Genomic DNA, 12,274 nt, shown 5'->3' on the forward strand with positions numbered 1-12,274 from the left:
CGCCGACCAGGCAACGGCCGAACGAACGAACCTGAAACCCCGTCAACCCGCCCTGACCAGCTGATCAGCACCTCCCGCACGCCGGGGGAACCTCACCCAGCCCCACATCGGGATTCCGGCCCGGCCGGGCCAGAATTGTCAGCACAAGAGCCACCAGACCGCTCACCGCGCCGACCACACCAGCCTTCGGATCCGCTTTCTCCCACCCGTCAACGATGACGCTGATGACCAGCCACACCGCAGCTGCCGCGCACACACCCCACGGCACCACACGCAACCAACGCCCCCTGTAACCCATAACGGACCACTCTGTCGTGACCCACACGTGCCACGGGCGGGAATGGTCAGATTGGCTGGATCGAGCAGCCTCTACCTCCGCCAGCAACTGAGCCAAGTCACAAGAACGGCTGTCGACGAGACATTCGTCATCCCCGGTGACACCGAACGACCCGGCAGAGAGAGCTTGCCGCGCCGGACGCGACGAGAGCCTGTCAGCGCGCATGCGACAGCGACAGCAACCCCCCGACGCCGTAGAAAAGGCACTGCACCACCGGCACAAGCATGTCGGTCGTATTCGCCCGACGGCGTCTACCTGGCAACGGCCAGCAACGATCCGTCCTTGCGGATTTGGGGTCGCCAAGGTACTTCGGTCACCATGACGCGAACCGAGCAGGCCCTCGTAACCCTGGCGTGGGTCGCGGACGCCACTGGCTACGGCCTCATCGGCGGTGGCGGGGCCGGAGCGTACTTCTGGAAGTTCATAGCGGCCAGCACCAGCTGAGTTGCGCAAAACACAGGTCCCACTGCGCGCGGTGTCGAACCCGGTGACGACGACGGATGACCGCGGTCCCGGTCATGACATCCGCGGCGGCGTCGGCCTCAAGGGACAGGACCGTGAGACAGAAGCGCTGTGTCCCTCAAATGGGACAGCCGGAGGTCCCAGATCATTACGGTGAAACGGGACATTCCAAATGCGAGCCTGCAGTCACTCAGGGGCGGAGGGTGGTGGTCGGTCCTTCATCCGCATGGCGACGTAGCTTGCGCGGTCTGTGGCGGAGTGCTGGTGCCAGCGGTGGGCCGTGGCGTCGCAGGTGCCGATGAGGTCGGCGAGCAGCTTCCAGTGCACGGAGCTGACCAGGGAGAGCCAAGCACCGTTGCGGGCGAGGCGCGTGGCGGGGATGCCGTGGCGGATGAGTCGCTCACTCAGGGCGTTCGCGGTGAGGTGACGGCCGGGGCGCATGCCGGGGAAGAGGTAGGGGGTCGCGCGGGCACGGGCGATGACGGTCGGTGGTGTGCGGCCGTCGATCAGCCGTTGCAGCAGCGCAGACAGGCGAGGCCGGAGCCAGAGCGGATCACGTCCGAAGAGCAGGCCGAGAGTGTCGGGCTCGTTCGGGTGGTGCTGGACGTCGTCCAGCGTGAGGCTGACGATGCGGGTGCACAGCTGCCCGTACTGGAGGACCAGACATCCGGCGACGCGGTCGGCGAGAGGGACGGTCTCGTCGGTCTCCAGCCGCAGGGCAGCCAGGACACGTTCGGTGTCGCTCATGATCGAGCGATCTTCCGCGCGCTGGGCTGCAGCGATGGCGATGCGTGGCGGGGACAGGCGGGCGTCAGCCGACCAGACCAGGAACTGACGGAGTTCTGCCTGGTAGTGGCCGTGCTGGGTGACCCATCGGTCGCAGCGGGCCTGCGTGCAATCGGCCAGGAGGACGCCGCAGCCGTGGAGATGGCCGAGGAACTGTCGGGCGACACGAAGACGACGCAGGAGATAAGCGCGTTGACGGGTTCTCGTAGGCGGCCAGCTCGTCGACGAGTGGCTGCAGCCAATCGGGTGTGGCGCCGGTGACCGGGTCGGTGGTGAGGACAGCCAGTCGGGTCTGTGCGGTGCAGGCGCGGCAGCGCGCGTCGGATTCGAGTCGCGCGAAGCCGTGGCAGGTGCGGCAGCGGTAGGAGAAGCGGACGCCGGCACACTCAGGGCACACGGGGCCGCCAACGTGGTGTTGGAAGGCGATGCTGGGCTGCTGGCAGCGGGAGCAGACGGCGGGGCTAGCCAGCACTTGGTCGACACATGCCCGGCAGACCGGCCCTTCGGGCCAGCGGATGCCAGCAACAGATCGACCGGCATCTTGGGCGGCTTGTCGCCGCTGACCAGCCGATAGATGTGGCTTCGGTCGAAGCCGAAGCCGTGCTCGTGCAGGGCCTCAGTCAGCTTGGTGGTGGTGTACCAGTTCTTCCGGACGGCCATCAGCTCGCGCAGCCGCCACTCGTACTGTGGTCTTGAGCTGGCCCTGACGTCTTCCGGACGAGGCTCCGGAGCGGGCACGGCCCTCATCACGCCCCCCTCCGGGAGTCGGTACCCTGCAGAGCGAGGGCGATCGCCAGCTCCTCATCGCACTCCGCCTCGAGATCGGCCTGAGCGAACGCGAGACGGAGCACCTCGGCCTCGGCCGCCTCCAGGTGCTGGCGGACCTGCAAGTTCTTGTACTCGCTGCTGAGCGCCGTGTAGATAGCCGTCGTGGCGGCGTGAGAGTGGCCGACCTGCTCGGTCACGAACCCCGCGTCGTAGCCCGACTCGATGAGCCTGGTGACGTACGTGTGGCGAAGACAGTGGGGGCCAAGTTCCTCGGCCAGGCCAGCCTTGTCCCGCCAGTGCGCGAACCGGTCGTTGAGCGACCGCTCGCTGATCCGCGAGCCCCGCTCGGTTGGGAACATGACGCCGTCGTCCCGACGGCCCTGGTAGAACAACGGCCGCACGTGCTCGACGTAGAACCGGACCGTGGATACGGCCCACGGCCACACGGACACCACTGTTCGGCGCCGCGGCGGCTGCCCGGCCATCGCCTTGCCCCAGCGCACCGCCAGGCCCCCGAAGTCCCCGAACTCCGGAAGTCGGGGCTGCCGACGCCAGTCGTGCAGGTCGAGCCGGGCGGCCTCCCGTCGCCGCAACCCCCACGCGTACGTGGTCGTCACCAGGGCAAGGTCCCGCGCCGCGGCCAGAGCCCCTTGTGACCAGCCGCCTGCAGCCGCCGGATCTCCGGATCGATCTGTCCGATCAGTGAGCGGATCTCCGGCCGCGTTAGCGGGCGGTTCCGGTTCGGTCGGCCGACGTAATCCTGGGAGTGGCGAACCCGGTTCAGGTCCCACAGAGCACGCTCGTTGAATGTGCCGAACAGTTCCTGGCAGACCTCGCGCCAGCCGTATGCCGGCTCGCACAGATACGTCAGATATAGCCCGACCTTCTGCTGGTGGGCGATCACCGTTGAGGTGGCCACCTTCTCGGCGAGGGCCGCCGACCATCGGTCGTACAGCGGCGCACCCCAAGTGGGCTGCCATGGGAAGGCTCCCGAGAAGGCCTGTAGCTGCCGCACGGTCCGCTCCCGACCACGGATCGTGTCCGGGTCGAGATGCCGGGCCCGCTGACTGTCGCCGAACCCAGTGAGGGTCTGCTCGAAGACCACCGATGGGGACCGCAGCCGGGCTACTCCGTCCGGCACCCGGTGGGCCGAACTCCCGGGCTCTGACCGTCGCGTCCGGCGGGTCGGCAGGTCGATGGTCGTGCTCATGAGCGGCTCTCCACCTCGCAACTCGCCGATGCGATGGAGGCATCGGTGATGCCCCCCAGTCATCACAACGAGGGAAGCCGCAGATGGGCACGCTGAACAGGCAGGCAAGAAGTGGTAGAACTACGGAGAGATCGCTCCAGAGATGCGGACAGGGCGGCACTTTGGGGACCGCGCCGATGATGACTCCCCCGCAACTCTGCGCGGAGAGGACCAGGACGCGGCCATCGGGTGCGAAGAGCCACGCCCAACTTTGCCGGACGGGGAGGCCGCTTGGGACCGTTGCGCTGTGCCAGGACCAGCGTTGGGGTTTCCGGGCGGTGGCCAGGACTTTGTATTGGTCCAGTGGTGTCGGGTCCAGGGGGCGGCCGTCTTCGAGCAGGGCGGTGGTGCCGTTGATGCGTGCTCGGAGCGCGGACAAAGTACGGCGTGCGTCTCCTGGTTTCATGATGTCCGGGAGCCTGGCGGGTTCGACGAAGTCGATCGCGAGGATCTCGCGGTCGGGCAGGCGGACTGCGGCGATCTGCTCAGCATTCCAGGTGCCGCCGTCGTACACGAACAGGACTTCGCCAGGGAAGCGGGTCTCCGCCGGGTATCCGGGGGTGTTGGAGGGGATCCAGTCGATGGCGAGGCCCCGGGTGTACTGAACGGTGACACCGAGTTCTTCCAGGGCTTCGCGCGCGGCGGCCCGGGAAGGCGATTCGTGGGCGTCGACGGCACCGCCGGGCAGCAGGTGGACATCGCGGTAGTCGACCCTCTGGACGAGAACTCGTCCAGAGGTGTCTGTGATCAGTGCGGACGCGCCCGTCCACAGGGTCGATCTGGAAGCGCCGTATTCCGCGTCCGTCATCGCCGTTTTGGAAGGGGAGGGGTCATTCGGGGGGACGAGTGTCATCTGATCTCCGAGCGTGTGGTTGATCAGGGAGGGGGCACGATGAGGCAGGCTCGCGAAAGGAGTGTCCGACGGGCTCGATGCCGTGCGGGTCGTCGAGGCTGAAGCCGGTCACCATGACCATGTCCGACCCGGCGGCGGCGGAGATGAGGTGGGTCCCGCATCGCGGGCGAAACCCGCGCTGGAGGGTGGGGCCTGTCGCGTACCAGGCCGGCTCGCCGCCGGGGCCGGTCCAGGCCAGTCCGTCTTTACGGAAGCCCACCCAGAGCACGGCGGGGCCGCCTGAGATACGCGTTTCGTGGATGCACGAGCAGAGGTCCGGATCATCTGGAATGCCGGATACCTCGTAGGTGATATGGCCGCACTGGCAGCGTCCCGTCCGCACCTCGGCCGTGGGCTCGGCGGTGCTGACACCCTCAGCCTGAGCCCGGCGCTGCGACTGGCCGACCGTGATCAAGTGCACGTTTCCGACCTGAGCGAGCTCAGGAATGCTCCCAGGTGAGAGTGCCCGGGTAGGGGCGCCCTTCCACGTATGCCTGCATGTTTGCCACGATGCCGGCGATGCGGCGCGGTCCCCATGAGTTCGCGACGGCTTCGTTGACGAGCACGGCCGCAGTGACGAAGTTCAGGATGAACGCGTCGCGCAGCAGCAGGTACGGCTCCAGGAGCCGGGCGAAATCTGCTGGCAGAGGTCGCACCTGGGTGTAGCCGGCCAGGAACGCGCGGGCGAACTCCTCGTAGACGCCCTCTTCGGTCCGCGCGATGCAGTGGACGGACGAGAGCACGGTGGCGATGTCGAGCAGGTAGTGGCCGGTGCCGCAGTCGTCGAAGTCGATGACGCCGATGCCGCCGCCGGGCAGCGCGATCATGTTCTCTCGGTGCAGGTCGCCATGGATGCGCCCGCGGTCGTCCTGGCCGCCCTCCTGGAGGGCTGGGGTGATCGACTCGGCGACCTTGCGAAGAGCGGCAGTGCCTTCGGGGCCCAGCTGTTCCCTGGCGGCCGGATCGGTGAGGGCATGCCCCTTGAGGAGGATGGTCTCCGCGTCCCAGACCGGCCGATCGAACTCGGGCAGTGACACCGTCGCGGCGTGCTCGTGCAGGTGGGCGGTCACAGTGCCCATCTCCTGCGCCACGCCGGGCTGGCGGTAGGGGGGCTCTGCTGTGCCGGGAAGCCAGTGCAGCAGGGCGAGGGTGGACGGAGCGTCGTGGCCGGGGACCTCGACGGGGACCACGTGGTGGCCGCCGGTGGTGGTGACGGGCTCGGGAACGGCGACCGTGCGGGAGGCGGCCAGGCTTTCCAGCCACCGCATCTCACTGGCTTGCTGGTGGGCGGGGCGGCCGTCACGGACGGACATGCGGGCCACGAAGGACCTGCGGCCTGGCGGGGTGACACGCCAGACGGCGTTGTCCTCGTACTGCTGGACCTCCATCCGTACGGCCGCGCCGTCGAGTCCGTAGTACTCGCTCAGCGCGGCCCGGGTCAGCCCTTCGAGCAGGTCGAGCTGCGCGGCGTGGGGAAGGCGGGAGAACGACGGCACGGAGGTACGGGCTCCTTGGTGGTCGGGGTGGGCACGAGCGTAGCGCGGGCCGGCCGGGGGCTGGTCGGATCGGAGCGGGAATGCACCGCTTCTGGTGGCCGCCCCGGCGCGCCCGTCGCACAGAGGTAAAAGCTGCTCAGGGTCTGCAGCCGGGCGGCCTGGGTGCCGTCGGGGTCGGCGTACACCTTCAGCACTTGGTCAGCGCACAGGGAGTAGACCTTGGCTTCGGTGCCGACGGCGAGGAGATCACCGGGGCCGAGGCCATGGGCGGCCAGGAGCTGTTGCTCGGCCTGGGCGGTGATGTCGTTGATGTCACGACGGTGGATCATGGGGTGGCTCCGGGGGCGGTGGCAATGACGACAGTGCGATTGGCGGGAGTGGGGGGCCCGAGGTGGAAGTCGCCGTGGAAGGAGATGCGGGTGAACCCCGCGGCGGTGAGCATGGTGTGCAGCTGGGCGCGGGTGTACATGCGGGTGCGGCAGGTGCGGGACCATCCGGGGCGGCTGTAGGTGACGTGGGCGAGGTTCTCGGTCCAGTCGTACCAGGATGTTTCAGTGACCGTGCCGATGAGGGCCGACTTTGTGCTGACGGCCTCGTCCGCGTGGCGGTTTTCGTGCTCGGCCCGTTCTCGGGTGGTCAGTTCCATGATCAGGGTGCCGCCTGGCGCGAGCACGCGGCGCCAGGCGGCCAGAGCGTCGGTGTCGTCGGCCGGGGTGCGCAGGTAGCCGAACGAGGTCCACAGGTTCAGCACGACGTCGTACGGGCCGGGAGGCGGGGTGCGCATGTCCAAGGCGTGGAAGTCGACAGCTGGCCACAGACGGCGGGCATGGGCGAGTTGGACCGGCGAGGTGTCGATGCCGGTGACGCGGTAGCCGGCGGCGGCCAGGGGGCCTGCGTGCCGCCCGGCCCCGCACGGCACGTCCAGAATGCGGGCGCCGGGGCGCAGTGCGGGCAGGGCCGTGAGGGCGGCGAGGTCCTGGGCGGTGGTGTCGTACTTGCCGAGCTCGGCGAAGGTCTCCTCGAACCCTTCGTCGAAGAAGGTGTCGGCCCAGTGGTCGGGTGACGGGGTCAGGTGCACGGGGCTACTCCTGGGGGAGGGCGTCGTGATCCGGCGCTGACAAGCAACCCCGCCTCCAAGATCACTCCCGAGCTGGGGAGCCCTGCCGCCACCACCGCGTATCCCCCAGCCTGTAGCACGAAACACGGCTATGCGAGCGGGCGCCTTGCAGTAAGACTTGCCCGCTTGACCTGGATTCCTGATCGCCTATCCCGCCACTGCCGTGTGCTTGCAGCACGAGGTGGAGTGCCTCGGCCGTCGTCTCGCAGCGCACGTCCGGGAGCCCTCCACCGCACGGGCTTGCCCCGACGAGTGCGGTGCGCGTACCGGCCGCTCGGCCGGCGTCGATGTCGCAGGGCGAGTCGCCGACAGTCCACGATCGGGCGAGGTCAAGTTGGAGGTCGTGGGCGGCCTGGTGGAGCATGCCGGGCGCAGGCTTCCGGCACGGGCAGGCCCTGCGGTAGTCGGGCACCGTGCCGTCGGGGTGGTGGGGGCAGGCGTAGATGCCGTCGAGCCGAACTCTGTAGGGGGTGAGGAGCGCGCCGAGCCGTTCGTGCATGGAGTCCAAGGCGTTCACGGTGAATAACCCGCGGGCCACCCCGCTCTGGTTGGTGACGACGACAAGGGCCCAGCCCGCGTGTTGGAGGGCGCGCAGCGGTGCGCCGACGTCCGGTTGGAGAACCAGGCCGTCAGGGCGGGACGGGTAGTGGCGGGGTTCGGTCAGGGTGCCGTCGCGGTCGAGGAACACGGCCTTCCGACGCTGCGGTCGGCCTGACCCGGGCGCGCCGGGCCGGGCAGGTTCAACCTGTCGCACGGTTGCGGAAGGTCGTGAACAGCTCGACGGTGCGCACTTGGACGGCGGTGTCCGACTCGGTCGGCCTGTCGGGCAGGGCATTGTCAAGCGCGGTCATGTCCGCGCAGGTGAAGTACTGGTAGGCGCTGGGCACGGGATTAGGGACGAGTTCGAGGTGCAGCGGTTGGCCGGTGACTTCGTGGTACAGCCGGGCGCACCACTGGGCGATGTCGGCGAAGGAGACGGCGCAGCCGGCGCCGAGGTTGTAGACCGCGGCGGGCACCGGGAGCCGGGCGGTGGCGAGGTGGACGATGGTGGTGGTGACGGATTCGACGGAGATGTAGTCGCGGGCGGCTGTGAGGGAGTCGGCGAAGACGCGGATGTGCCCTGTGTCCGCGGCTTGCCGCAGGAGTTGGGACAGGATCGAGGCCATGGGGCCCTTGTCGGTCTCGTCGGGGCCGAAGACGTTGGTGTAGCGCAGCCCGGTCCAGTCGAGGCCGGCGGGGTGGCGGGTGCGCATCTGCTGGTCGAGTGTGAGCTTGGAGGCCGCGTAGGGGTTGAGGGGGCCGGTGCAGCGTGTGGGGTCGGTGTCAGCGTCCTCGGCGATGGGGGTGCGGTGGTGGAGGGTGCCGTAGACGGAGTGGGAGGAGGCGTAGATCAGGCGGGTCCTGCCGGTGCGGCAGGCGTCGGCCAGGCGGAGCGGGCCGAGGGTGTTGGTCTCGTCCAGCTCGGGTCCTGCCGGGGCGCGGGTGGAGCTGTTGCCGGCCTGGTGGACGACCGTGGTGAAGCGGCCAGCTGCGATGTCGGCGAGGAGCTGTGGGTCGGCGAAGTCGCTGCGGTGCCAGTGGGCAGCAGCGGCGAGGTGGGAGGGTGCGGGGCGCAGGTCGACGGCGGTGACCTGATGGCCGGCGTGGTGGAAGGCGGATACGGTGTGGCGGCCGATGAACCCGGCCGCCCCGGTGACCAGGACGCTGCTGTCAGGGGTCATTGGGCGCCTGCCTGCTGGGCGACGTGGTAGATCCGGGTCGTGGTGGAGTGGCCGTCCAGGAAGGGCACTGTGACGACTTCTCCGCCCCAATTCTCGACTAGGTCGGCCTCGGCGATCCGCCGGCCCGCGTAGTCGCCGCCCTTGACCCAGATGTCGGGGCGGAGCTCGGCCAGCACCCTCTGGGGGGTGTCCTCGCCGAAGACGATGACGCCGTCCACGCAGTCCAGCGCCGTCAGCAGCTGGGCGCGCTCGCGCTCGCCGACGACCGGCCGGTCCTCGCCCTTGAGGCGCCGTACGGAGGCGTCGGAGTTGATGCACACGATCAGGACGTCGCCCAGGCGGCGAGCCTGTTCCAGCAGGGACAGGTGCCCGGCGTGCAGGAGGTCGAAGCAGCCGCCGGCCCCGACGACCTTCCCGCCGCGCGCCCGTACGCGGGCGGCCAGCTCCAGCAAATCCGCGCCTTCGGGAGCGCTCTGGGTGGGCGAGGCGGTCAGGGAGGCGGGGCCACCTGCTTCGACGTAGCCGGTGGCGGCTTCGACGGCCGCGGCCATGGCGTGGGAGGGCAGTCGTCCGGCGGCGAGCGTCATGGCCGCGGTGACCGCCAGCTGGTCGCCCGCTCCGCACGTGTCCCCGGCGGCGGGCCGGGCCGGGACGGCCAGGGGGTGGCCATCAGGATCCGCGACCAGGACCGCGCCTCCGCGACCCCGGGTGACCGCCACCTGCTTGACCGGCCACGCGGCCAGCAGCTGGACGGCGCGGGCGGTGTCGCCACCGAGGTCGCGCGGCCCGGCGTGCCCGGTGAAGTGGAGTGCTTCGTCGATGTTCGGCACGGCCAGGCCCGTGCCCGGGACCGGGACGGTGCCCTTGGGGTGCGGGTCCCACACCAGCGGGCGGTCGGTGCCGGCAGCGGCGAGGGCTTGACGGAGTTCGTCGTGGGAGGTGATCCCGCGCCCGTAGTCGCAGACTAGGACGGCCGCCGCCTCGGCCAGCCGGGTGCGGACCAAGACGGGCAGCGGCCCGAACGTCAGCGGGCCAGTGTTCGTGTCGAAGCGGAGCAGGGTGCGGTCGGCGGCGCGGACGCGGGTCTTGACCGGGGTGGTGCCGCTGGCGGCCAGATCGATGACCTCGACGTCGGCTTCGTCCAGGAGGGCACGGAGGTGTGCCCCGGGCTGGTCCTCTCCGATGCCGCAGACGAGGGTGACGCTCCACCCGGGGGCCCGGGTGGCGAGGACGGCGGCGAGCCCGGCGCCGCCGGGCCGGTCAGCACTCCGGGCTCCAATGAGGACGGGGACGGGGGCTTCCGGGGATAGCCGGTCAGCAGTGCCGGTGATGTCGCGGTCCAGGAGGACGTCACCGACCACCACGAGCCGCCGCACGTCGGCCTGCTCCGCGCCGGTCGCGGGGGCCGGTGCGGTGAGGTGGGTGTCGACGGCCGCGCACAGCAGGTGCACGGCGACCAGGTGGCACTCCTGGACGGTGGCGACCTCGGGCGCGTCCACGCACACGGCGTGGTCGCTCGCGTCGGCGAGCGGGTTGGGGGCCGGGCCGGTCAGCGCCCAGACGGTGAGGCCGAGTTGGCGGCCGGCTTGCGCGGCGGCGAGCACGTTGGGGCTGGTGCCGGAGGTGGACAGCAGGAGCAGGACGTCGCCGGGGCGGCCGTGCGCGCGGACCTGCCGGGCGAAGACCTGTTCGGGTCCGTAGTCGTTGGTGATGGCGGTGACCGAGGAGGTGTCGGCGTGCAGCGCGATTGCGGACAGCGGCGCCCGATCGGCGCGGAAGCGGCCGACGAGTTCGGAGGTCAGGTGCTGGGCTTCGGCCGCCGAGCCGCCGTTGCCCGCGACCAGCAGTCGCCCGCCCGCGGGGAGCCGCTCGGCTAGCACGCTGCCCCAGATCTGAAGGCGGGCGGTGTCGAGCAGGGGTAACGCGGCGGTGAGCGCCTGTATGTGCGCGCGGCCCGGCAGGGTCACGGGTCAGCTCCCTCGAAGTTCACGAAGTGGGCGGGGGCGGGGGTGGAGGGGCCGGGGCGCCCGGCGGTGGCCGACCAGCGTCGGGCGCCCGCGGCTTTTCAGGCGCCGGCCGGCCGGTACCGGGCGAACAGCGGCCCCCACGCGGTCAGCGCGGCGTGGCGCTCCAGGAGGGGGTAGTCGAGGAGCTTTTCGACGATGCGGTGCTCGGCGAGGAGATGCTCGGTCTGCTGGAGCAGGACGGTGTCGCCGAGCTCGGTCAGGTGGACACCGTCGCTCCAGAGGCCGGCCGGGTCGCCGGTGAGGTGCCGGGCGGCGGTAGCGAACGGGTTCCACACGTCCAGGAACAGCGCGCCGTGCGCGGCGGCGGCCTGGGCGGCTGCCGTGTTGTAGCGGGCGAGTTCCGCGTTCATGGCGGTGACGGTCTCGGGGTCCTCGATCGGACCGAACGGGGTCTCGGCGACGACGATGATTCGGCGGGTGTAGCCGCTGAGCTGGTCGAGCATCCCGGTGAGGTGCCGGGTGTACTCGTCGAGTTCGACCGACTCGGACAGCCTGCCCTGGAAGCGGCGCCAGACGTCGTTGATGCCGCAGCCGAGGAAGACGAGGTCGTAGTCGGTGCCGTTGGTGGCCCGGTCGCCCTTGACGATCCCGGCAATGTCGCGGCTGGTGGCACCGCCCTCACCGAAATTCTTGATGTCGAAGCCGACATGTGGCCAGGTGGCGCGCAGGGACAGGGCGAGGCGGTGGACCCAGCCGCGCTGGGTCCAGCCCTCGACGGTGACCTTGGAGCCGATCTCGGGCAGGTCGGCCTGGGTGGTCATCCGCGCGTTGACCGCCTCCAGGTGCTCCATGATTGAGGTCCCGAAGAAGCCGACGGTCAGGGTGCGCAGGTCTTCGCGTGGCACCGGCACGCCGTCGAAGGTGCGGCGGGAGTGGGCTGGGACGCCTGCGGCGACGGTGTCGGGGGCGATGCTGTGTGAGACCACCGCGTTCGCGCCAACCAGCGCGTTCGCCCCGATGCGGACCCCGGCGGTGACGGTGGTCTTGTTGGACAGGGTCGCGCCGGGCTCGATGACGATCGGCGCGCCCTCGAACCCGGACGCCCACGGCACCAGTTCGCCGTCCGGCGTGTTCGCGGTGGTGCGGGGGCGGTGGTTGTGGTCGTGCAGGTCGCACATGTTCGACAGCGCTGCGCCGGCGCCGATGGAGATGCCGACCATGGCGGAGATGAACGTGTGCTCTCCGATGGCCACGTCGTCGCTGAGGGCGACGGTTGCGCCGGGGTGGACCTGGATCGTGGAGCCGCGGCGGATCGAGACCCGGTCGCCGAGGGTCAGGTGGCCGCCGGGGGAGATCTCGACCACGAGGTCGTCGGGCAGGTCGCAGTCGTCGCCGAGGGTGAGGGCTGAGCCGTGCTCGGCGCGCAGCCGCGCGGCGACGGACTGGTCGGGAGGAGTCGTGCTGGTCATCGCGGGAATC

12 protein-coding genes and 2 pseudogenes are annotated in these 12,274 nt (G+C 70.1%); 1 reads left to right on the top strand and 13 read right to left on the bottom strand.

Annotated elements, in window-relative coordinates; translation table 11 throughout:
• Positions 1–655: 655 nt before the first annotated feature.
• Positions 656–781 carry a hypothetical protein gene (locus ACZ68L_RS35510; RefSeq protein ID WP_392190443.1) on the top strand — a complete coding sequence of 42 codons (126 nt, stop codon included), beginning with the start codon at positions 656–658 and terminating at the stop codon, positions 779–781.
• 204 nt (positions 782–985) lie between these two features.
• Here the strand turns inward: ACZ68L_RS35510 and ACZ68L_RS35515 are convergent, their stop codons facing one another.
• The 13 genes and pseudogenes from ACZ68L_RS35515 to ACZ68L_RS35575 form a co-directional block, all read right to left on the bottom strand.
• Positions 986–1,546 (bottom strand): hypothetical protein, encoded by a 561-nt coding sequence (locus ACZ68L_RS35515; RefSeq protein WP_469585693.1) that lies wholly within the window; start codon positions 1,544–1,546, stop codon positions 986–988.
• Positions 1,547–2,331: 785 nt separating this feature from the next.
• Complete coding sequence (locus ACZ68L_RS35520; protein WP_469585898.1) at positions 2,332–2,970, bottom strand: tyrosine-type recombinase/integrase; 639 nt, start codon at positions 2,968–2,970, stop codon at positions 2,332–2,334.
• On the bottom strand, positions 2,967–3,458 hold the full coding sequence (locus tag ACZ68L_RS35525) for a hypothetical protein (protein ID WP_469585905.1): 492 nt from the start codon (positions 3,456–3,458) through the stop codon (positions 2,967–2,969). The genes ACZ68L_RS35520 and ACZ68L_RS35525 overlap by 4 nt, the downstream gene beginning before the upstream one ends.
• Positions 3,459–4,005: 547 nt before the next feature.
• Positions 4,006–4,455 (bottom strand): annotated as a pseudogene (locus ACZ68L_RS35530) (NUDIX domain-containing protein); the annotation flags it as partial.
• A complete protein-coding gene (locus ACZ68L_RS35535; protein WP_469585696.1) occupies positions 4,433–4,915 on the bottom strand; it encodes a GFA family protein in 483 nt (160 codons plus the stop codon). The gene ACZ68L_RS35535 and the pseudogene ACZ68L_RS35530, both read right to left, overlap by 23 nt.
• A 19-nt stretch (positions 4,916–4,934) precedes the next feature.
• Positions 4,935–5,990, bottom strand: a complete 1,056-nt coding sequence (locus ACZ68L_RS35540; protein WP_469585699.1) for a phosphotransferase enzyme family protein — start codon at positions 5,988–5,990, stop codon at positions 4,935–4,937.
• Positions 5,933–6,319, bottom strand: coding sequence for a hypothetical protein (locus ACZ68L_RS35545; RefSeq protein WP_469585701.1), 387 nt, complete (start codon positions 6,317–6,319; stop codon positions 5,933–5,935). The genes ACZ68L_RS35540 and ACZ68L_RS35545 overlap by 58 nt, the downstream gene beginning before the upstream one ends.
• Positions 6,316–7,068, bottom strand: coding sequence for a class I SAM-dependent methyltransferase (locus tag ACZ68L_RS35550; protein ID WP_469585704.1), 753 nt, complete (start codon positions 7,066–7,068; stop codon positions 6,316–6,318). The genes ACZ68L_RS35545 and ACZ68L_RS35550 overlap by 4 nt, the downstream gene beginning before the upstream one ends.
• Positions 7,069–7,129: 61 nt before the next feature.
• Complete coding sequence (locus tag ACZ68L_RS35555) at positions 7,130–7,795, bottom strand: D-glycero-alpha-D-manno-heptose-1,7-bisphosphate 7-phosphatase (protein WP_469585707.1); 666 nt, start codon at positions 7,793–7,795, stop codon at positions 7,130–7,132.
• A 52-nt stretch (positions 7,796–7,847) separates the two neighbouring features.
• Complete coding sequence (locus tag ACZ68L_RS35560; RefSeq protein ID WP_469585710.1) at positions 7,848–8,828, bottom strand: NAD-dependent epimerase/dehydratase family protein; 981 nt, start codon at positions 8,826–8,828, stop codon at positions 7,848–7,850.
• Positions 8,825–9,280, bottom strand: a complete 456-nt coding sequence (gene rfaE2, locus ACZ68L_RS35565) for a D-glycero-beta-D-manno-heptose 1-phosphate adenylyltransferase (RefSeq protein WP_469585901.1) — start codon at positions 9,278–9,280, stop codon at positions 8,825–8,827. The genes ACZ68L_RS35560 and rfaE2 overlap by 4 nt, the downstream gene beginning before the upstream one ends.
• Positions 9,281–9,334: 54 nt before the next feature.
• Positions 9,335–10,795, bottom strand: a pseudogene (locus tag ACZ68L_RS35570) (PfkB family carbohydrate kinase); the annotation flags it as partial.
• Positions 10,796–10,893: 98 nt separating this feature from the next.
• Entirely contained in the window at positions 10,894–12,264 is a 1,371-nt protein-coding gene (locus tag ACZ68L_RS35575) for a GDSL-type esterase/lipase family protein (RefSeq protein WP_469585712.1), read from the bottom strand.
• Positions 12,265–12,274 lie beyond the last annotated feature (10 nt).

Source organism: Streptomyces sp. NPDC104309, from assembly GCF_055584025.1.